The sequence below is a fragment of the Arcanobacterium ihumii genome (genome assembly GCF_900604515.1).
GTDB classification, from domain to species: Bacteria; Actinomycetota; Actinomycetes; order Actinomycetales; family Actinomycetaceae; genus Arcanobacterium_A; species Arcanobacterium_A ihumii.
Genome location: NZ_UWOS01000001.1, coordinates 929,568 through 951,127 on the forward strand (window position 1 = coordinate 929,568; position 21,560 = coordinate 951,127).

At 49.4% G+C, this 21,560-nt stretch carries 17 protein-coding genes; 5 read left to right on the forward strand and 12 right to left on the reverse strand.

The genetic code is table 11. The annotated features are described in order from the left end of the window. Positions 1-78: 78 nt before the first annotated feature. Both EIH22_RS04145 and EIH22_RS04150 read right to left on the reverse strand, forming a co-directional pair. Positions 79-492 carry a GtrA family protein gene (locus EIH22_RS04145; RefSeq protein WP_124054507.1) on the reverse strand — a complete coding sequence of 138 codons (414 nt, stop codon included), beginning with the start codon at positions 490-492 and terminating at the stop codon, positions 79-81. After that, positions 489-2,090 carry a xylulokinase gene (locus EIH22_RS04150; RefSeq protein WP_124054508.1) on the reverse strand — a complete coding sequence of 534 codons (1,602 nt, stop codon included), beginning with the start codon at positions 2,088-2,090 and terminating at the stop codon, positions 489-491. Before EIH22_RS04150 ends, EIH22_RS04145 begins: the two co-directional genes overlap by 4 nt. A gap of 128 nt (positions 2,091-2,218) precedes the next feature. Between EIH22_RS04150 and EIH22_RS04155 the strand changes: the two genes are divergently transcribed. Next, positions 2,219-3,679, forward strand: coding sequence for an aspartate aminotransferase family protein (locus tag EIH22_RS04155; protein ID WP_124054509.1), 1,461 nt, complete (start codon positions 2,219-2,221; stop codon positions 3,677-3,679). Further along, the gene (locus tag EIH22_RS04160) at positions 3,676-4,677 is read left to right on the forward strand and encodes a class II aldolase/adducin family protein (RefSeq protein ID WP_124054510.1); all 1,002 of its coding nucleotides are present in this window, start codon (positions 3,676-3,678) and stop codon (positions 4,675-4,677) included. Before EIH22_RS04155 ends, EIH22_RS04160 begins: the two co-directional genes overlap by 4 nt. Before the next feature lie 88 nt (positions 4,678-4,765). On the opposite strand, the gene EIH22_RS04165 is transcribed toward EIH22_RS04160, so the two are convergent. Together EIH22_RS04165 and EIH22_RS04170 are read right to left on the reverse strand one after the other, a co-directional pair. After that, the gene (locus EIH22_RS04165; protein WP_124054511.1) at positions 4,766-8,419 is read right to left on the reverse strand and encodes a S8 family serine peptidase; all 3,654 of its coding nucleotides are present in this window, start codon (positions 8,417-8,419) and stop codon (positions 4,766-4,768) included. 69 nt (positions 8,420-8,488) lie between these two features. Further along, the gene (locus EIH22_RS04170; RefSeq protein ID WP_124054512.1) at positions 8,489-9,838 is read right to left on the reverse strand and encodes a S8 family serine peptidase; all 1,350 of its coding nucleotides are present in this window, start codon (positions 9,836-9,838) and stop codon (positions 8,489-8,491) included. A 303-nt stretch (positions 9,839-10,141) separates the two neighbouring features. Here EIH22_RS04170 and nadE point away from each other — a divergent pair, with 303 nt between their 5' ends. Beyond that, positions 10,142-10,963, forward strand: a complete 822-nt coding sequence (gene nadE, locus EIH22_RS04175; RefSeq protein WP_124054513.1) for an ammonia-dependent NAD(+) synthetase — start codon at positions 10,142-10,144, stop codon at positions 10,961-10,963. A 2-nt stretch (positions 10,964-10,965) separates the two neighbouring features. Here nadE and EIH22_RS04180 read toward each other — a convergent pair whose 3' ends face one another. From EIH22_RS04180 to EIH22_RS04200, 5 genes are all read right to left on the reverse strand, one after another. After that, the gene (locus tag EIH22_RS04180) at positions 10,966-11,889 is read right to left on the reverse strand and encodes a DUF808 domain-containing protein (protein WP_124054514.1); all 924 of its coding nucleotides are present in this window, start codon (positions 11,887-11,889) and stop codon (positions 10,966-10,968) included. A gap of 139 nt (positions 11,890-12,028) precedes the next feature. After that, entirely contained in the window at positions 12,029-12,139 is a 111-nt protein-coding gene (locus EIH22_RS04185) for a methionine/alanine import family NSS transporter small subunit (RefSeq protein ID WP_124054515.1), read from the reverse strand. 1 nt (position 12,140) lies between these two features. Continuing rightward, positions 12,141-13,811, reverse strand: a complete 1,671-nt coding sequence (locus EIH22_RS04190; RefSeq protein WP_124054516.1) for a sodium-dependent transporter — start codon at positions 13,809-13,811, stop codon at positions 12,141-12,143. Between the two features lie 122 nt (positions 13,812-13,933). Continuing rightward, complete coding sequence (locus EIH22_RS04195; protein WP_124054517.1) at positions 13,934-14,686, reverse strand: trimeric intracellular cation channel family protein; 753 nt, start codon at positions 14,684-14,686, stop codon at positions 13,934-13,936. A gap of 10 nt (positions 14,687-14,696) precedes the next feature. After that, complete coding sequence (locus tag EIH22_RS04200; protein WP_124054518.1) at positions 14,697-15,602, reverse strand: macro domain-containing protein; 906 nt, start codon at positions 15,600-15,602, stop codon at positions 14,697-14,699. 140 nt (positions 15,603-15,742) lie between these two features. Between EIH22_RS04200 and EIH22_RS04205 the strand changes: the two genes are divergently transcribed. After that, positions 15,743-16,222, forward strand: a complete 480-nt coding sequence (locus tag EIH22_RS04205; RefSeq protein ID WP_235001767.1) for a ribonuclease H family protein — start codon at positions 15,743-15,745, stop codon at positions 16,220-16,222. Here the strand turns inward: EIH22_RS04205 and EIH22_RS04210 are convergent. Continuing rightward, positions 16,219-16,899, reverse strand: a complete 681-nt coding sequence (locus EIH22_RS04210) for a DsbA family oxidoreductase (RefSeq protein ID WP_160149018.1) — start codon at positions 16,897-16,899, stop codon at positions 16,219-16,221. The genes EIH22_RS04205 and EIH22_RS04210 overlap by 4 nt on opposite strands. Before the next feature lie 85 nt (positions 16,900-16,984). Between EIH22_RS04210 and EIH22_RS04215 the strand changes: the two genes are divergently transcribed. Beyond that, positions 16,985-19,078 carry a S9 family peptidase gene (locus EIH22_RS04215; RefSeq protein WP_124054521.1) on the forward strand — a complete coding sequence of 698 codons (2,094 nt, stop codon included), beginning with the start codon at positions 16,985-16,987 and terminating at the stop codon, positions 19,076-19,078. A 124-nt stretch (positions 19,079-19,202) separates the two neighbouring features. Here the strand turns inward: EIH22_RS04215 and mtnN are convergent, their stop codons facing one another. Together mtnN and EIH22_RS04225 are read right to left on the reverse strand one after the other, a co-directional pair. Beyond that, positions 19,203-20,597, reverse strand: a complete 1,395-nt coding sequence (mtnN, locus tag EIH22_RS04220) for a 5'-methylthioadenosine/S-adenosylhomocysteine nucleosidase (protein ID WP_124054522.1) — start codon at positions 20,595-20,597, stop codon at positions 19,203-19,205. Positions 20,598-20,801: 204 nt separating this feature from the next. Further along, positions 20,802-21,248, reverse strand: a complete 447-nt coding sequence (locus tag EIH22_RS04225; protein ID WP_124054523.1) for a Fur family transcriptional regulator — start codon at positions 21,246-21,248, stop codon at positions 20,802-20,804. Between the last annotated feature and the right edge of the window lie 312 nt (positions 21,249-21,560).

Consider the following 21,560-nt stretch of genomic DNA (forward strand, 5'->3'; position numbering starts at 1 on the left):
AAAGTCGATAGTTATAGGGGGGAGATAAGCAGCATCGCTTATCTCCCCCTATCGGTTAGAAATGCTTAATTCTAAAGCTCAGTAGTTTCGACTACGGTTTCTGCTGTGGCCTTTTGGCTCGCGGAATACTACGTATTTCCACCAAAGGAACTCACCGATAAAGTTGATGAGCATGGTCAATAACTTGACTAAATACTCGTGCCAGCCAGCATTGGTTAATGCTTCGACCCACCATGCTGAGGCAGGGATAAATACTAGGTAGAACGCAGCTACCTTGAGCATTGCAATCGGGATATTATTTGTTGATTTAAACGTGAACTTTCTATTGACAGTGAAGTTATATACCACTGAAAGAGTGAGTGAAATTGCCTGAGCCCAGCCAGGGCTCATAGGTGTGAGCTCGATGAAAATTGTGTAGCTAATTGCCTCAACTAGTCCCGCGGTGATCGAGAGAAGTGTAAAAAGTACGGCTTGCTTTCCCGTGGAATTCATCTTCTGCCTCCATTGAGCTTATGGAAAGTCTTTTTATTATTTTTGTACAGTGAGATAAATGCATCGTATCTAGTTTGGTAAACCGCACGGTTGTCTGGGTTTGGTGTGAATCTGCGCTGAGGTTTAATAAGGGTTGTTGCTTCGGCAACGGTTCTGAATTTCCCTAAACCGCATGCGGTGATGATGGCCGCTCCGACTGAGCCGACGTTTTGGGGATCCCCTGTAGTCTCAATTGTGCGTCCAAGGATATCTGCCAAAATTTGGCAAGTTGTTGTGGAAAGTGCTCCGCCACCAACGAAACGTATTGTGTTCGACGTCGTCACCTTCTTTTCTTGTGTTTCAAGGAACCAACGCAAGTGGTAACAGACACCCTCGATAACGGCACGTAGCATGTCACGTTTCCCAGTTTCAATTCCGAGGTTGAAGAACATTGCGCGTGCGTGAGGGTCTTCGAAGGGGCAGCGATTTCCATGAAGCCAGGGAGTGAATATAACTCCGTTGCTTCCCGGCGGTGACTTTTCGATCACTTCGGTCATGTATGCGTAGAGCGAGGCGTTCTTTGCCTCAGGATCGTCAGTGATCGGCTTTTTATTGAGGTAAATGTTGATTTCGTCGAGAGCTAGATGGTCGCGCACCCACTGAAAACATTTCCCTGCGGTTTCAAGTTCTGCAAAGTAGTTATAGAAACCGTGTTGGGCACCGACGACGGAAGCTACCATTGCCGTGAGATCGACGGTTTGCTTATCGGTTACGGTTCCAACCCAGCCAGAAGTTCCCCAGTAAATGTGGGTGTCATGCAGGTTCGTTGCACCGGCTCCGACGCCGATAAGGGAGGCATCTCCACCACCGGCAATTACCTTAATACCCGCGTGAAGGCCAAGTTCCTGGGCTTGTTGTTTGCGTAAAGTGCCGACGACGGAGGTGCTCGCCACGATCTCGGGTAGGTGTTCCATGTTGACGTTGAGTAACTTGCAAATAGTGGTCGACCACCGGGGTTCAGGGGAGCGAACGTCGAGTAAAAGCGTGGCGAATGCGGAATCCTCGCTCATGATGTACTGACCGGTCATCCTACCAATTAGGTATTCTTTGACGTCCAGCCAACGATGAACTTTTTCAAAGATCTCAGGTTCGTTTTCCCGAACCCAATGGTATTTCCACACAGGATCTTTGACCGAAGCAGCTACGGCACCTGTATGTTTTAGGCTCAGGAGCAACTTTTTTGCGTTTAGACCGGAAACTTGAATTCCGTGCGCGATGCCTTCTTTTCGTTGTTTTTCGGCGCGCTGATCCATGTAGCTCATTGAAGGCCGAAGTGCTTTTCCTTCGTGATTGACAAGGACGAGAGACTGCATTTGAGAGCAGAAGCTAATCCCTTCAACTTTCGAGAGCTGGTCAGGGTAGTCCTCTTTGAGTTCGTTTGTTGATTCACACAGGGCTTCCCACCATTGGTCGGGGTCTTGTTCGGCTCCGCCGTCAGGGAAAATATGAAGGTCGTATTCGCGCAGAGAACTACCGATCGTCACCAGTTTGTTATCAATGAGATGGTAAAGGCAAGTTTTAACGCCACTTGTGCCGATGTCATATGAAAGAAGATGCATTGCACTCCCTAACGTCGTTGTTAAAGAATAAAATAATGTAGCTATCTACGACTTAGGGTATCGCTAAAAATATGTTTGCGGTAACATAATGGAGAAGATCTTTCGAACTTGCTCAATGAGGAGTAGCTATGTCGATGAATCAGCCCAGCGTACGCAGCATCGTGGACCAATTAGACAATTTAATTGCTCAGCCGATCTATTCAATTAATCCGGATGCCCTCAAGAAATACGAAGACGAGTACTTCGGTCAAAAGTGTTCAAAAAGTAAGGAAATGATTGATGCTGCCCGAGAGGTTATTCCTGGTGGCGTTCAGCATAACCTTGCATTCAACCATCCGTTCCCACTAGCTTTTGACAAAGCTTCCGGAGCAATGCTTCGTGACGTTGATGGAAACGAATATTTTGACTTCCTCCAAGCGGGTGGTCCAACCGTACTGGGATCCAACCCAGAGAGTGTACGTTCTAAGGTTATTGAACTCCTTAATACCTGTGGTCCCTCAACGGGTTTGTTCCACGAGTACGAAGCAAAACTCGCGCGCCTCATTAGTGAGTTAATTCCAACGGTCGATATGTTCCGTATGCTCGGCTCAGGTACCGAAGCGGATATGGCTGCGATCCGAGTTGCTCGTCTTGCCACTGGAAATAAGCACGTCTTGAAGATGGGTGGTGCCTACCATGGTTGGTCTGATTCCCTTGCTTACGGTATTCGTATCCCAGGTTCGAAGTTCACCCAGGCACATGGCGTTCCGCTCACCTATTTCCGCTATACAGATGAATTCTTCCCAGGATCCCTTGAGGATCTAGAACGCAAACTCAAAGCTAAGAAATTCCGCGGAGGTACAGCAGCTGTGCTGATTGAACCGATCGGACCAGAGTCTGGAACTCGTCCGATCGATAAAGAATTCTTGCTTGGAGCTCAAGAATTAGCTCACCGATACGGTGCACTATTAATCTTTGACGAAGTGGTAACAGCGTTCCGAATCTCTGAGCATGGAGCTCAGGGCTACTTCGGCGTCGAACCTGATCTGACCGTGTTTGGAAAGGTGATCGCTGGTGGCTACCCGGGTGCAGGCGGACTTGGCGGTAAGAAGGAGTACATGAAGTACTTGGCTGCAGGTATCCAGACTGGCGATAAGGTGAAGAAAGCGCTCATTGGTGGAACGATGGCTGCAACGCCTATTTCTTCGCTGGCTGGTTACTACACCTTAAAGGAAATCGCTGAAACTGGTGCATGCCAAAAGGCGGCGGCAATGGGAGACCGCCTTACGCAGGGGCTGCGAGATCTTATTGCTAAGCACGATCTTCCTTTTGTTGCTTTTAACCAAGAATCGGTGTGCCACCTCGAAACCGTTGGAACGATGCACTTCTCGATCAACTGGAGCAAGCCTTGGACGATCCCGAACGTCTTGAAGGAAACCTCAAAGCGTAAACGTGAGATGGAACATATGGGTGCCGCTTACATGGCTGAAGGACTGGTTACCTTGGCTGGTTCGCGTCTCTATACCTCGGCAGCTTATACCAAAGAAATGATTGACGAGGCTCTGACTCGGTTTGATCGCGTATTCTCACATGTTGAGGTGCTTTCATGACTTTCGAAATTCAAAACAACATTATTGCTACGTCGCAGGTGCTTCTCGAAAAGAACCTTGTGGCGCGCACGTGGGGCAACCTTTCTCAACGAATTGATTCCTCAACGTTCTACTGCACCCCCTCTGGGCGTGACTATAATGCGTTGATTCCCGAAGAGATGGTGAAGGTAAGATTAGATGGACGTTACGACGGCGACGTCAAACCAACCACCGAACGCTCACTTCACGCCCTAGTTTATTCGGAACGGCCCGATGCGCAGTTCATCATTCATACCCATCAGCCTTATGCTTCGGCGATGTCTCTTGGAAATAAGCCTTACCCGGTTCCTGCTGACCTTGCTAAGAAAATCGGATCGCATTCTTTACCAATTGCAAACTACGGTCTACCAGGGCAAAAGAAGCTCCATAACTCGATTATGGAAGCATTGCGTGAGACTGGTTCACACGCCATTCTCATGAAGGCACACGGAGCGATTATTTTTGCTGGTAGTGCGGAGGAAGCTCTGGATCTTGCGCTGGAAATCGAGCAGTTTTGCCGAGCGGAGTTTGAACGCCGCGCATCTGTGATCCCCGCCGAACCACAGATGCCGAAGGCGTGGCATCGTGCGGATGCCAGTGCGCCTGCCGAGGTGGCTGCTATATTTGCAAAACGTGAAGATATTGAATCTATCTATGCAGACGAAGATCCGGTTGTTTTGAATTTCAAGAATAAGCTGGTTCCGTATCTAGACGATTTTGCACAGCTGGTGGGGTTGAGGATGACCAATACACCTTTTGCTAATGCGGTGTTCGGAAGAGATGCCGTTTACTACCTAGGTAAAGACTCCTCTGATGCCGAAGCAGTGCGAATGGTGGTTCATAAGAATGCGCTCGCGGCTACGATGGGTCGGAGCTTTGCCTCCAAGCCAATTTCATTCTTTGACGGAGTGCTGATGAATGCTGTGTACCGTCTTAAGTATTCGAAACTCAAGGACAAGCCAGTTGAAAAAGCAAGCTGATTGCTAGGTTCTTCGGGCTAGACTAAAGGGCTGGGGTGCAATGAACACTAAGTTCATCGCGCACCCCAGCCCTTTTGATTAGCTCTTGTTATAGATTCGGATACGCGAAGGCTATGGTTTTATCGCTGATGTGCTTTTGGGTTGATGCTTCTCTAGCTTCGACGTGGAGCCAGTAGGTTCCGGTTGTTGTTTTCCAGCCTGCCCAGTTTGCCTTGTTCCAGTCTTGGATGACTGACCATTTTCCGGCTGCTACGTCGTAGGCTAGGAATCTGTATTCGAGTAGGTCTGTTGATGGGGATGGTGCCACGCCAACGGCCATATCAGTAGCGCGTTGCTGCCAGAGCAAGGACAGCGTGGTTGCCTTCAGGGCTGAATCATCAAGATTTAGCGTAACCTGTACTGATCGGGTAGTTTCAACGCCGAACTTGTTCATTACCGAGATAATCACGGTTTGCGTGCCATTAGTAAGTGGTGAAACCGAAGTTGCCTTGATTGTTGCTGCTGGATCGATATCAGCAGTATTTGACGTCAACGACGCCTTGTAATTCGAAGTGATCATCGAGTAGATGCTCGCTTGGTTTGAAAGCTGGCTCAGTGGAACCGTCAATGAAAGGGTATCCGGTCCGAGTAGAACGTAACCTAAGTTCACCGAGTAAACAAAATCTTTAGTGACGGTGTTTCCGGCAACGTCAGTTCCGATTACGCGGATCGTGTGCTTTCCTGCCTTAGTTCCAGGCGCAGTGAAGGATTTCTGCATCGTGGTTTCAGACGACGTTACCGCAGGTTTTGTGGTTGCTATTGGTCCTGCTAAAAGGGTACTTTCAACTGTTCCTGTGGTTTGTGAAAAGGCGGTAGTTCCGGCCCCTACTTCCGTGCCGTCAATGAGTACCTTCATATTGGCAAGGTAGGAATCTTGGACAGTGGCTATGAATGGCGTATCAGCGTTGATCACCGAACCGTTTGCAATCCCAGACAAATTCACGGTTGGTGCGGTCTTATCTACAACTACTGGGATCAGGCTCGAAAGGGTATTTTGCATTTCATCCGTAAATGCAACCAAGAGTTGGTCGCCTTGCTGAACGGGAACTGTCTGATTGAAGGTACGTTGATTAGACTGTGGACCGAGCCCAGCGTATTCAAATACTCGTTTTGCTGAGATGTCGTTCAACGAGAGTTGGTATCCCCAACCGTCATCGGAAGCTGTTCCTTGGAAATTGACGGAATCCTGGTTTGTAATCAACGTTCCACCGTAAAGCTTCGGGTTAGTGAAGGCTACAGTTGGTGGAGTTACGTCAAAGAGGAATGAGGATGCAAAGTCCTTCACGACCGTTCCTGTTGAGTCGTAGATCTGTACCCGGAAATCGTTAAATCCGGTAGTCAAGCTCAGTGGGATTTGGAAGGTTTTGTCTGCGGCGACGGTTACATCAATTGGAGCGTTCGTTGTGTAGGTGCCGGTCGTCAGAGCTCGTTGTCCAGGGGTGAAGCTAATCTTCGAAGCGTCACCCATTGTTCCACGAAGTGTGAAGCCTTGCTTGGTGGTATCGGTAGACTTTGGATTAACCATGCACTGGACTAGTCCATAGCAACTGATATTGGTGAAAGTTGGCTCTACAGCGAGAGTCGAGGTGCTATCCTGCGGCTGGATAGCCAAGGTTGCCTTCGTGGTGTTGACTTGGTCCGATCCTATGATCGTTAACGCATCCAGAGAGGTTGCATCAGCTACCTTATAGGTAAAGCTTCCGTCTTCAGCCACATCAACCTTGGTTCCGTTGACGTTGAGCGAGAGCTTTGCTCCTGAACGGGTGTCAGAGACCTTTCCAGTAATTGTTATCGAACCGTCGTCGGCCACGGCAAGCTTTCCATCAGAGTTCAGCGCACTCTTATCAAACGACATAGTTGGAGCTGTTGGATCGTATAGTGGATTGAGCTCCACGGTATCGCCTACTTGATTTTTTCCAACGTAGGCGCTGATAGAGATCGGGTTGCTACCTTCAACCAACTTGACGGAGGTTGAGAATGAACCGTTCGAGGGTGTAACTTCCTGATCATTTACCACAACTTTGGTTACGTCGTCGGCAACAATACCGCTGATAGTCACGGCACCGTCGTGAACGAGTGGGGTTGATGGTCCGATGATGGACGAGGTAAGAAGATCTGTATTTGCAACCATGATTGGTGTGCCAGAAACATTCTTTGCTGCGATTGCGTTGTTCAGTCCGCGATCCCAAGCATAGGTATAGATCTGGGAAGATCCATCTGTTGGCAAAGCAATTGAGTAGGTGTTTGTGCCGGTCTGGGTCACGGTAAGGTCTGTGCCATTTGATGAACGTGCAATCGGGGCTTGGAGGATTCCTGATCCCGTATCGGCAAGCGTGACCCCAACCTGGTTATTAACTACCGATCCAAAAGTAATTGTTGGACGGGTAGTGTCAATTCCGAATGAAAAGTTCTTGGTCTGCCAGTCAAAATTCTGACCAACCTTGATTTTAACGCGGTAGGTGTAACGCCCATCTGGAAGATTCTTGTATGCAGCCGCTTGTGGATCCCAGGTATTTCCATCGAAAAGACCTGCATATGCGGCATATCGAGAGGACTCACCGTATTTCTGCGTATCGGAAATAAGGTTGCGACGTAAACCTACTTCTTCACCCATCGTGGTGATGAACCGTGTTCCGGTTGAATCCCAAACTTCGTAGCGAGCTTCGGTTCCGTTTCGGAGCAAGCTGAGAAGAGGCACCGCACTGTCTAGGTTTCCATCATTATTTGGAGAAAGCCAGAGGTCATAAGGGCGTGACGGCGTCGCACCCGCGGGGACGAAGCTACCGTTATAGGCAAGTCCGAGTGTGCTTGCGTAGCCAAGTTTGGAGCCGTCGTCGACTATTGCTTCGGAGTTCCAATTACCTACGAAACCGAGGTAAGGAACAGCGATGCTTGGAGCACCAGTGGTGGTGGAGTTGAGCTGAGCCCAGCCTTCAATGTAGTGGGACGACGATGTATTCGGTGTCAAAGTGAATGATACCGTTGCAGTTGAACCTGGTTGAACCGTTACTGCTTGAGTATTCGCGGAAAGGGTCTCAGCGGAAATAACCGTCTGAGTGGTTTGATTGACGGTGTTTGATTCGTTTAGAACCTTCTGGGCCGGTATCGAGTAGGAAACTGGAGCGGTACCTCGGTTTGTTAGTGTGATGGTGAATGAACGAGCACCTGTGACTTCATGTAGAGATACGTATGGCTTGCCATCTACTTCAGCAAAAACATTTCCTTGCATCGCCAAGTCAATACGTGCTAAACCAGCACCAACTTGGCGTGGCGCATACGGCTTACCACTTGGGTCAACCGGAATTTGGGCGGTATTCATAAGAAGCGTTTTGGCTTCGTCCACTTTCTGGGTAGCTGAGAGTCCCGAGAAACGCTGATTGAAAGTCTGAAGCAAAAGTGCCATCACGCCGGCTACATTTGGAGTAGCCATTGATGTGCCGGACTTGTAGTCGTATTTATTGTTGTTCAGGGTGGAGTTTACGCCGCCACCAATTCCTGAAATATGTGGAGAAAACTCAAGGTTCGGAGTTGGTCCCCACGAGCTGAACGACGACGGTTGAAGCGAGGTAGTTGGGCTGGCTTGAAATTCGCTGGTGAATTTAACGCTCACTGTTTTTCCAGCTTGTAGATCAGAACGCATCGCAAGTCCATCCGCGCGATGGATTGAAGCTCCCGGAATTGTAAAGTTGCTTATGCCGGACATGTACACGAAATCTTCGCCGTAGGTAGCTGAATTAAAGATTACAATGCCTTCGGCTTTGTGGTTGATTGCTTAAGTGTACTTATCGGCAAAAGTGGAGGTTCCACGCTCAACTAAGGCATATTTTCCAGTGAGATCTGCCTTTTCTCCCGTGTAATCAGATGCCTGTCCTAAACCAACATCGACTAATGGGTGGCTAAGACCATCTGGGGATTTAGTTGCTTGGATGTAATTGATCTTCGAATCAGTTCCACCATTGTTCCAGTAGGCGTTGTAGTTGACGCTATTTTTGTTATCGATGGATGCCACGGCAAAGGCGCCATCGTAAACAGCAGGAGAACCAAGCGTTCCATCGTCGAAGTAGCCGATCTGGTCAGAGGTTTGCCCCGTAGGGGAGAAGTTAAGTCCTTCGTTACCAGCGGCTACGAGCGTTACGACGCCGGCATTCCTAGCAGCGGCAATCGCGCGATATGTTCCGTCGGAGGTGTTGTTCGCGCCATTCGGTGCTCCAAGAGACATATTGATAACGTCGGCTTTTAGTTTCACGGAGTCTTCGATAGCTGCGATGATGTCCGAATCAGATGCACCTCCACCGTTGTTGGAAAAGACTTTCATTGCTAAGAGCTGGGCATTTGGTGCAATGCCGTCGATACGCCCAGGAGGGGCGGGAGTATCGCCAGTGCCACCATTTGCGGCAACGATTCCCGCAACGTGCTGACCGTGCTGGGAACCGGTTGTGTCAATGATGGTGTAGTTTTCATCGGCGTAGTTGTATCCGGCCGGGACTTTGCAGGTAAACCCCTTAGAAGCGTCAAAGGTTTGAATCTTTGCGGCGGTGCATTTACCGTCGTCAAGGCGAATATCTTGGTGGGTGGTATCTATACCAGTGTCAATAACTGAAACAACCATTCCGGTGCCGTCAACGTGGGTGGCTTTGAATGCTGCTGAGGTACCGTGAAGTTCGCGAGCATTGGTTTCAGTTGGCTGATAAATACGCTCAAGCTTGACTGATTGAACTGCGGGATCCATGGCTAGCTTGGAGATATTAGCTGCTGGAATTGAGGCAGAGAACCCATTTACCAAAAAACCGAACTGTCTATCTAAGGAAAGACCATATTTGCTTTGCCAGTTCGGTAGAAGTGATCCTTGTGTGGCTAGGTTTGCCTGCTCCGTAGAAGTGGACGGTGTTGCAGGTTGTTGCTTAAGAATTACAACAACTTTGACTGATTCCTTATTTGTGTTTTCAAAACCGCCTAGGTCTTTCACCGAAGGTGGATTAACCTGCGGAGGATCAAAGTTTTGCGGTTGCGTTGTTGCGGTAGTTGCAACAGTTGCGTCAGCGGCAACGGCACTTAAATGTCCAGGTATTGTTAATAAGCTGGCGGTTGTGACCACAGCTAAAAATCGACGATATGTTCGCACTTGAACCCCCCTAATGGTTTAAGATTTAAGTACAGTTCGCCTGAGAAAACTTTTACGTTAAATGTGAAGCTTTCTATTCCCTTTATGGTGTGAACAAAAACCTTAAATACCCCAAAATTCGATAACGAAACCAGTGTTGCATATAACTCGTTTAACGTCTATAGTACGGCAGAAAATTTGCTGTGAACAGAATTACCTTATGTTTATTGATCCTGCATAGCTTTTGAGCTCATCAAGCCAGTTTGGAAGCACAGTTGGCTAGAGCATTTTCTAGTCTCTTAATAAGCAGAGTAGGCTTAGGTTATGCGTGAACTACAGCAAAAAATCATCGCCGAATTAGGTGTTCTTCCCTCTATTGATACGGCGCTAGAAGTGGAAAAACGCGTCCAATTCCTCGTTGATTATTGTATTAGTACCAAGACCAAAGGCTTTGTTTTAGGCATCTCTGGCGGAGTTGATTCCAGCTTAGGTGGTCGCCTAGCTCAGCTTGCTGCAGAGCAACTTCGTAGCGAAGGTTACGAAGCTACCTTCGTTGCAGTGCGTCTTCCTTATCGAGTCCAAGCAGATGAAGACGACGCTCAAGCAGCTCTTCGTTTTATTAATCCTGATCGTGTGGTCACTTTCAATATTGGTGTTGCGGTTGATGCCTTTGAATCTGAATTCTTAGTTTCCACCGACTCATCGATGACGGACTTCACGAAGGGAAACACTAAGGCTCGCCTGCGAATGGTTGCCCAATACGCGATTGCCGGCGATGAACAGATGTTGGTTATTGGTACCGATCATGCTGCGGAAGCGATTACAGGTTTCTATACGAAGTTTGGAGATGGCGGAGCGGACCTTACGCCGTTATCTGGTCTGAATAAGCGCCAAGTTCGTTCCCTTGTTTCTTTCTTGGGTGGAGAAGAGTCCGTGGCCATGAAGGTGCCTACGGCAGACTTGCTCGACAAAAACCCTGGGCGTACCGATGAAGACGAGTTGGGTATTTCTTATACAGATATCGATGATTATCTTGAAGGTCGCGACGTTGATTCCAGTGTCGCAGAGCGAATTGAAGGAATGTTCTTACGTACTCGCCACAAGCGTACAACTCCGGTTACACCTGCTGAAACCTGGTGGAAGTAAGTTTATTTCTTATGGAAAAGCGCAGCCACACCTACGAAAGCTGATCCCCAGATGAAACCGAAGAGCATCGAAAGCGCAGTGTTGGTAGTCCAACCCAGTACTCCACCAATACTTGGAACTGTGCCAGCCGCGTGAGATGCGTGGTGGATAGCATCATGAATCGGAGACCAGCCTAAGTCGGCTAAACCTTGGACGAAGAGGTGCCCGCCAACCCACATCATGGCGAGTGTTCCGACGACGGAAATCGTAGTCATCACCGAAGGCATGGCATTAACAAGGCCCGCACCGATTTTCTTTCCGACGGCGCTTGCTCCCGATCGGGTCATGAGCCTTACGCCAAGGTCATCCATTTTAACGAGGATTCCTACTGCTCCATAGACTCCTGCTGTGATCACAACAGCGGTAACTAGCAGTGCCCCGACCAATAAGCCGAAAGACTGGTCTTTAACTTCGTTAAGGGCAATCACGATGATTTCGGCGGAAAGAATGAAATCGGTACGGATTGCCCCTCGAATAACTGTTTTTTCGGCGTCGGCTCCTTGATCTACCGCCGGCTCTTCGGTTGCTTCGTGCCTGGAGAAGCGTTCGATCACTTTTTCGGCGCCTTCGAAGCACAAATAGGTACCACCGAGCATAAGTAATGGTGTGAGAAGCCACGGTGCCCATTGATTCATTGCCAAAGCTAAACAAATAATAATGACCTTGTTGACAATTGAGCCCTGCGAAATCTTCCAGATAATAGGGAGCTCGCGCTTCGGAGAGAGACCTTTGACGTACTGAGGTGTGACGGCGGCATCGTCCACCACGACTCCAGCTGCTTTTACCGATGCTTTACCGGCGGCAGCGGCAACGTCGTCAACACTCGCGGCGGCAAGCTTCGCGATGGCGGCTACGTCGTCAAGAAGGGCGGCAAGTCCACCTGCCATAAGAAAACCTCCGAAGTTATGGTTTCAACAGTGCTGAATCTACTTTATTAGGTCCAGCTACGCAATTAGGTTTGAAACGTAACTTTGGAGGTTTCCTCAAGTCTGGAACAGACGTTCCAAGGTGGCTATTCCTGGGAGTTTAGTCGTCTTCGGTCATGGGATGGGAGGTTAAGTAGATGACCGAACCGATTAATCCACCCCACACGGTTCCGATGGCAATGACCATCATGATGATTGCGGATGTTCCCATGTCAGTTCTCCTTAGTTGAGTGTGTTGCAGATGACGCTACAAGCTCGGGTTCCGGTGCAAGTTCACGTGCGGTACTCGACTCCTTGTTTGCGAAGTATGCAGGGGTATCGTCATAGCCACCCGCGCTTTGCGAACCATGGAATACCATCGGATTAAAGTCGTCCACCGGAGTTTTCCATCGCAGAAGGCTGAATCCAATGGAGGCGATCAGGGTTGCAATAATCATCGCCCAGCCGAACTCAAAATTGAAAATCGCAGGGTATCCGCCGTATGGCTCTTTAATGAGGTCGATGATCGTTGCGGTCAAGATGACGGTAAGCACCGCTGGCACTAGGACGGCAACCATTGCGTACCACCATTTACCAAGGTTGAGCATTGAGTGGTAGTTGAGGTGCGCACGCAGAAGTGGAAGACGACGCAGCACGAAGGAAACGACGACGCACGCGAAGATTGCTGAGGAAATGATTCCGAGTTCGTTGATGTACTTGTCAACCACGTCGAGTGCATTGAGTCCGTCCGTGGTGGAGAAGATAAATACAGAGGCGACGCCGGAAACTCCCGTTACCCACATGGTTGCTCGGCGTCGTGAAATGCCGAATTTCTCTTGGAAAGCCGCTGATGTCACTTGGAGAAGTGAAACGAGTGAGGTGAATCCTGCGATTGTGAGGGAGAGGAAGAAAATAACACCGAAGATTGGTCCACCCGGCATCATTGAAATGACTGCTGGGAACGTGACGAAGGAGAGGATTGGTCCGGTGAGACCTTCGAGTTCGTTGATTTGAATGCCTTGCTGAGATGCCATGAAGCCGAGAGTGGCGAAGACGCCGATTCCAGCAAGGATTTCGAAGGATGAGTTAGCGAAGCCAGTTACTAAGCCGGTAGGAATGATATTTGACTTAGCGCGCAGGTAGCTCGAGTAGGTGAGCATGATTCCGAAGCCCACGGAAAGTGAGAAGAAGATCTGTGAATAGGCGGCGATCCAAACACCTGGATCAGCAAGTGCGGACCAATTTGGTGTGAAGAATGCGTTGAGACCATCAATTGCACCTTCGAGGAAGAGTGCGCGTACAACAAGGGCGCCGAAAATAAGCACCAGGAACGGGATAAAGAATCGGTTGAGGCGCTCAATGCCACGTGTAACACCAAGTGCCATGACCACGAAAGCGGCGATCCAGACCAAGGTGAGTGGAATAAAAATTCCGATAACGACGTCGGCATTTACACCAGGTTCACCTACTTGCAGGAAGTCTTTAAGGAAGAAAGATGTGGTGTCCTTACCCCATTCGAGGTTTGCGGAAAACATTACGTAGCGAACTGCCCATGCCAGAATGACGGCGTAGTAAGAGGTGATCACAATACAGATCATGACGTGGAACCAGCCGATTGATTCCCACTTCTTACCAAGGCGACGGAATACCGTTGGTGAAGATCCGTGGTAGCGGTGCCCGAGTGCGTAGTCGAGGAGGAGAATAGGAATTCCTGCAGTTAGAAGAGCAACGATATATGGAACTAGGAAAGCGCCTCCACCGTTGGTGTATGCGACACCGGGGAAGCGCCAAATGTTACCAAGACCGACCGCTGAACCGATCGCAGACATGATAAATCCAAATTGACCAGACCATTCTTCCCGATGCCCGTGATGTTTCTGGCCTTGTTTTTCTGCAGCAACCATTAAATCCTCCGTGAATTATTTCCGGATTTACAAGCTACTACTGTGTTTCACATATAGGAATACGTGTCCAGTATGTGGAGAGTATAGTGTTTACCTGTGCTTTTATCGAAGAAACAATGATCCTATTTATTAGAAGGTGCCTGTTCCTCGTGCTGACGGCGCAAAAAGCGGAGATTCCTTCGTCCTTCTTTTGCCGAGGGTTGCTGTGCTGAAGGTTGTTGCTGAATTCTGCGGTTTCGCATCCGGGATGGTGAGACCCGAAGATCGTAGGCTTTGGGGAACATCCAGCGGTAGCGCCGAGCGAGTGCACCGAAAATCGTGCACATGACGATGGCGAGTCCCATCCCAAGTGCATATTGGTGGCGACTCTGAAAAAATACCATTTGAGCAGCGGCAAGCACCGAAAAAGTTGCATAGAGTGGGTTCCCTCCGAAGACGGAGGGGGTCTGGTTAACTAAGACGTCGCGAATCATTCCGCCACAAATAGCGGTAACGACTCCTAAGAAAATTGACGATACGACGCCGAGCCCAGCGGAAAGTCCTTTCGATGCTCCGGTTGCGGACCAGCATCCAAGAGCCAAGACGTCTCCAAAATTCAGTGCTCGAATCGACCACTTACTTTCGAGTGGGATGAAGTAGGCGAAGGTTGCTGCGGCGAATGCTCCGCCTAGGTACCAAGGATCGGTAAGCGCAACAGGGAATCCAATCCCGAGCATCATGTCTCGAACCAAACCTCCACCGAGCGCGGAGGCGGCTCCGAGTACAAGAAATCCAATCAGGTCATAACCGTGCTTACGTGCAAGAGCCGCACCGATCAGCCCGTTGGCAATTACGCCAGTAACATCGACTAGTCGAAAGAGGTCCTCTGGAGTCACGGTTGGTTACCTAGTCAGCGACCCAGCGACTGAGGATGTCCATATAAACTTCAGCGTCTTCATCCGAATGCACAGAGAAAACTACAAGATCCATTTCTGAAGTTCGGTTCTTCATCCACTCCTCCACCGCCTTCAAAGCAATTTCGGCAGCTTCGCGCACAGGGAAACCGTTCAAACCGGTTGCAATAGCAGGGAATGCGATTGAGTGAATGTCACCCTTTTCAACAGCCAAATCCAAAGCATTCCAGTAGCAGTCACGCAAAGCGAGGCGATCGGCGTCGGCTGCTTTGTGATCCTTAACCTTCGGACCAAGAGCATGAATAATGTACTTCGTAGGCATACGGTAGCCGCGAGTCATTGCAACATCGCCAGGATTTTCATTCTCACCTTGGAGATTAATGATTTTCGCACAATCATTGCGTAGCCAAGGGCCCGCCTGAGCGTGGATTTCTGAATCAAGGCAGCCGTGGAGTGGAATCGGGCAGCCGATAAGTTCTGGTAACGCAGGGTTTACAACGGCATCTACAACGAGTTGGCGGATATCGCCGCGGTAAAGAACAACTTGGTTTGCATCGAGGTAGTCGCACTCCGGGATCATTTCCGAAACGCGGCGTAGGTGGGATGCTTCTACTCGACCACGCTTACCTGTTTCACGGTAAAGAAGGGTATTAATTGCGCGGGCGGTGATTGGGTCGATTGGACTAGGGTTGCGCAAAGAAAGTTCTGCTTGAAGCCAACGGAACAGGCCGTCGTCGGTCGAAAGATGTGCCATCGACGAAGTACCGGTGAAGTGCTTATTACGCAATCCTCCAAGTGCGGTCATAAGGAGGTCGTAATTCGATCGTTTGTCTTTTTTAGGATCCGGGAATTCGCTATCAAGATTGACAAGGTCGCGATATTCGGAAAGTTTCAGCATTGTTGCCCTTTCTCAGTTCTACTTACTAGATTAGCGAAGAATACACGCAACCGAAATACAAAGAACGTGCTTTTCGCGATAAAATGGCACGCGCCGCCGTCGATCCGCACGTCCTGAACGTGCAAACGAAAAGAGAGAATATGCCAACACAAGCACCAATTGGTCAGCCACGCCCAGGCTTCGACTTCGTCATTGCAACGGATGGCTCTTGTTCAGGTAACCCAGGGCCGGGCGGTTGGGCTTGGGTCGAGCAGATTTCGGGTCAAAGCGAATCAGGAGGCGCGGTCCAGACCACGAACAACATTATGGAGCTCACGGCGATGATTAAGGCGCTTGAATTCGTCGGTCCGGAAGGCAGCCTGCTGATCCGCGCAGATTCGTCGTACGTAATTAACTCAATGACCAAGTGGGCAAAAGGCTGGCGTGCAAAAGGCTGGCGGAAATCAGACGGCAAGCCGGTTCTCAATCGAGAATTGATCGAGCGACTCTTGGAACTTTATGAATCTCGCACTGGTTTTACCGAGGTTGAGTGGGTGCGTGGGCACAGTGGCGACGCCGCAAACGAATTTGTTGACCGTGCTGCGGTTGCGCAGACCCAAAAATACGCGAGCCGAGCCTAGCAGACGGTCGCCTGCATCTCACTCACAGCTTTCGTGATGGCTTCAGAAAAAATTTCTGGTGGTTGAGCTCCAGAAATACCGAATTTCCCACCCACTACGTAAAATGGAACTCCGGTAATTTCAAGCATTTTGGCATCGCGGATGTCAGAGCGAACTGCATCGGCGTGGTCGCCGCACTGGAGTTCGGTGTTAATTAAATCGGTGTCAAGATCTGCTTCGGAGGCAATGTCAATCAAAGTATCTGAATCAGCAACGTTCAAGCCGCGCATGAAATATGCTTCCCAAAGCCGTTCGAACATCTCGATCCCACGGACCGCCCGCTCTTCTGGAGTGGATGCTGATTCTTTAGCTGCATAAACGAGTTGGTGAGCAAGGAAGGTGTTTACTGACTGAACTCCGTTCCAGTCAAAGGAGATTCCTAGGTCTGTACCCAAGCGCGTTAGGTTTGCAAGCTGTTCTTCGACGTCGGCAATCGTGTTCGAATAGGCATCGGCGAGGTGATGAGTCAAAGATTCGTGGGACGACGACGGTGCGTCGGGTCGGAGCTGGTAGGAGTGGTATTCCACCGCCACCTTTTTGCCAGACAGTTCGATTCCCTCATCGAGGCGTTTCTTTCCAATCCAGCACCACGGGCAAGCGATGTCGGCCCAGGCGTGAATGACTATCTCGTGATCCATATTGGTAACCATAGTGCTGAAAGCATATCTAACTAGGGCAAAAAGTGCGTCTTTTCAGCTTGACTCGATTTTGTACACTGGTGTTATGACGCAAAATGAAAGCTATCCTATTCCAGCTCGTAAGCCTGAACGTCGTGTTTTTCATGGTGATGAGTTCGTGGACCACTATGAGTGGTTCCGTGATGAAACTAACCCGGATGTAACATCCCATATTAATGCGGAGAACGCTTGGTATGACGTTCGCACCGCCCATCTTGGAAAACAACGCGAAGCGATTGTGGCTGAGATTGCACGGCACACCCAGGAGGACGATGTCACGCCAGCTATTCGGCAAGGCGATTACTGGTACTGGACTCGAACCTGGGAAGGAAAGAGTTATCCAGGCGTGTATCGTACCAACGTCGTCGATCCTAATTCACGACCAGAACCGCTTGAAGTAGCCAATCCAACCTTGGTGTATGACGCGAACATGCTTGCTGAAGGCAAAGAGTTTTTCTCTATCGGAGGCGCTACGGTCTCTCCTGAAGGTAAATATGTGGCGCTCGCGGTTGATGAATCTGGTGACGAATCCTTTAACCTGCGCGTACACAATATTGAAACCGGTCAGGTGCTTGCTGATACCTTAACCAACATCGCATATGGACTGGTGTGGAGTGCTGATTCGCGCCATGTTTTCTATACCCGAGCCAATGATGCGTGGCGTCCCTTCCAAGTGTGGCGCCACGAGTTGGGAACCGACTCGGCCCGAGACGAGCTTATCTATCAGGAAGACGATGAAAAGTTCTACACCGGAATTGGACGCTCGCGTGACGGTAGGTGGCTCATTATCGCGACGGCGTCGACTACGCAATCTGAGCAACGCTTGCTTTCTTTAGGTGATGTTTTCTCCGAACCTATTCTCATTTGCCCACGCACCGAGAATCTCGAATACAGTGCTGAACCAGCTGGCGATCAGCTCCTCATTACTCACAATGCGAATAATGTAGACTTTGAAGTATCGCGCGCGCCGATCGGAAGCTCTGACCCAAGCCAATGGAGTAGTGTTTTTGCTGCTGGTTCCGGTGAGCATATTAACGACGTTAGTGCCTTCAAAGATTTCGCGATCATTCAGATGCGTTCAGATGGTTCGCAACAACTCCGAGTGATGAAACGTGAAGGTGATCGATGGTCTAATCCGGAAATTATTCCTGGTGCTGAGCTTGCCTCGATCGAACTTGGCTCTAACGCCGACTGGGATGTAACTTCGGTTTTGTTCACGGTTGAGTCATTGATTCGCCCGCTCACCTACCAGAGCTTCGACGTCGTCTCCGGCGAAGTTGAGACGGTGAAAGTCACGAATGTTCCCCATTACGACGCAGGGGCCTACGTAGAGTATCGACGGTGGGCGATTGCACAAGACGGCACGAAGATTCCGTTGACGATCGTGCACCGTGCGGATTTGGATCGAACTGGACAAAACCCTGGTTTCCTCTATGGCTATGGTTCATATGAAATTTCGATGGATCCTTGGTTTAACGCTGCTAGGTTACCCATTTTTGACCGTGGAATTGTTTATGCGGTGGCACATGTTCGCGGTGGTGGAGAAATGGGCCGCAAGTGGTATGAAGAGGGCAAACTCTTCAATAAGCGCAATACCTTTACCGACTTCATTGATTGTGCACGTTACCTTGTGGAATCTGGGCTAGTTGACGGCGATCGTTTAGCTGCCGAAGGTGGATCTGCTGGTGGTCTGCTCATGGGAGCGGTTGCCAACCTTGCGCCTGAACGATTCCGAGTGATTCATGCGGTAGTGCCTTTCGTTGATGCTTTGACCACAATATTGAAGCCGGAACTTCCGTTGACAGTAGGTGAATGGGAAGAGTGGGGAAATCCGGTGGACTCTGCTGAGGTCTACCAATACATGAAGTCCTATTCTCCTTATGAAAACATTGTTCCTGTGGAATACCCAGCGATCTTGGCTTCGACTTCACTTAACGATATTCGTGTGAGTTTTGTAGAGCCCACGAAGTGGGTGGCAGAACTTCGTCAAACCGTATTAAATGACCAGATTACACGCCCGATCTTGCAAAGGACTGAGCTTGTTGCTGGCCATGGCGGAGGATCTGGCAGATATAAGCGTTGGGAGGACCGTGCACACCAGCTAGCCTTCATTTTCGATCAGCTTGGAATCGCTGATTAGGTGAAAATGGTAGTTACCGTAAGCCCTAAGTAAGTCGGGGGAGTTCATTTTTCAATGAACTCCCCCGAATCAGTTGGCGGTCGTTGGTGGCTTAAACCCTATGGAATCTAAGCGTTTGCGAACATCAGTCAGTTACTGTTGCTAAAGCAGATCGCCAGGAACCATAGCGTTGGCGAATCGCGGCTCCCGATGGATATTTCCGAGTACCTGGAAGCGACTTTAGCCATTCCGTGTAGCCAGCGAACGAGGTAGTGCGATCCTTTTCCTTGGCGTAATCGCGGTAGCGGATAAGCGCGTCGGTGTAATCGGCCTCGGAAAACTTGAGGCTACCGCGTGCCCGTCCACGTTGCGGCTTTAAACCAATCGACTGAAGTGCATCGTTCCAGTAACCGTTAAAACGTTTAATAAGGGTCTGTGAGGTTGGTGGCCAACTGTACTGTCCACGGCTACTTGACATTCCAAGCTTGGATTGGATGTAAACGCGAGTTGCGTCGTAATCCTTAGCCGAGAGTGCACAATGGGAACCTTCACAGTCCTTGACCACTTCACGAGCTGCAGAAATGTATTCGAGTACGGTCTCAAGTTGATCCTGGGACGTGAAGTGAAGATGTTGGCGTACAACCTTGACGTAATCGACGGGAAGTTTGTTGAGATCACCGCCGTCGAGCTTATTCTTGACGCCAAACATAAGGTAGAGCGCTGCCTTTAGGGCAGTATTGTCAAAGAACTGCTGCACGTTGCTGGTCTCAAAATCGATGGCGAGCTGGGCGGCACGACGCAGGATCGATAGCGCAGTACATGCGGAAGCCTCTGTAACCTCGGAAAGTTCAGCGTGGAAACTAATTGATTGATCGTCGGGAGTTCCGCAAAGGTCGGAAATGCCGCGAATAGAAATAAAAGGAATTCCCCATACATTAGCCACTTGCGCTAGTGCTTGGGACTCCATATCCGCCGTGAGAGCATTTGGGAACGCTTCGCGAGTATCGCCAACGTTTGCGTCCGTAATAAAGAAATCGGAAGATAGCATCTGTCCAATTCTCAACCTGGTTTCGCCGGTGATGAGATCGGCAGAATCGGTAGGCATAACACCTTGTTTGATGTCATTAACAAGGTCATACGCGGAGGAAAGGAGAATTTCCGATCCTGGGAAGACGACGGGCTGGCCAGGTACTTGACCGCGCTCGTAACCAAATGCGGTTCCATCGGCACCACCATGTATGTATTCGCTACCAATAACGACTTCACCTACGCGCGAATCTGCAGCTAATCCACCGGCTGAACCGATGTTTACGATCGAACGAGGAACATAGTGTGTAAGGGCCCAAGTTAGCTTTGATGCTGCGGATACCATTCCAATTCTGCTGACGATTAGCAAAAGAGAGATTGACCCACGTTTAGCGAGGTAGCAACCACCTCCAGGGGATGGGACGGTGGTAATTGTGTAGCCGTCTAGGAGAGCCCGAAACGGGGCCATTTCCTCAGGCATAGCTGCAACGATTAGGGCATTAACGCCGTTCATTTGTTTGTAATCTCCAGAAATAGAAGGTCGGTGAGATGCTGTTGGGTGACTCTCTTAAACCGTTCGTCGCAATCAAATAAGTTACGAGGGCTCAAACCGGCAAATAATCGTAGAATTTCCACAATTATATTAAGATCGTCGAAACTTATTGTAGCGTGTATTGATTAGTATTCTGCAAGATGAAAACCAACTTTTACACATCTTTTATTTAATGGCGTTTATTGTGGGTTTTTGTCGGTTTTTGGCACACTTGGGGCAGTATCCCCAGAAGGTTACTTCCGCTTCATCAATGACGTAACCATGATCGTCTGAGGGTTCTAAACAGGGAGCTGAACCAACCACACATGGAATATCGATAACTGTGAAGCACGAACGGCATACTAAATGATGGTGGTTATCGTGATTTGCCAATTCATAGAGTGGAACCGACCCTGCCGGCTCTATCTTTCGTAGCAGCCCCTTGGCAGTTAGTGTGTGGAGCACATCGTAAACTGCTTGGGTTGAAACCGAGCCAAGCTGAGCAATAACACCATTTCGAATCTTTTCGGCGTTCGCGTGCGGTCTTCGAGAGATCTCCTCAAGGACAGAGACGCGTGGACGTGTGACGCGCAACCCTGCCTCGCGTAGAGCTTCCGAAAACTTTGAATTCATAAGGTCTATTGTTGTCACATTTCTAGAATGATTCAACATTTCATAACCTTTGTGACCGTCAACCTTTTACTCTTTTTGTTCTTTGTATTTGGCAGGTGATTGATCTGGTTTGTGGAGTGTTTATTGGATACCTCATTCGGTTAAGGAAGTAATACGAACAATTTGCGCGACACGCCGATATTTTCGACGCGCCGATTTTAGACACGTAATTTTTGGATTATGATCCGTGTTTGTTGAACCTTTTTATCCACAACTGTGGATAAGTCTGTGTCTTGCTTTGGGGAAAGTGGATATATCCTTTTCCGTTTCCTG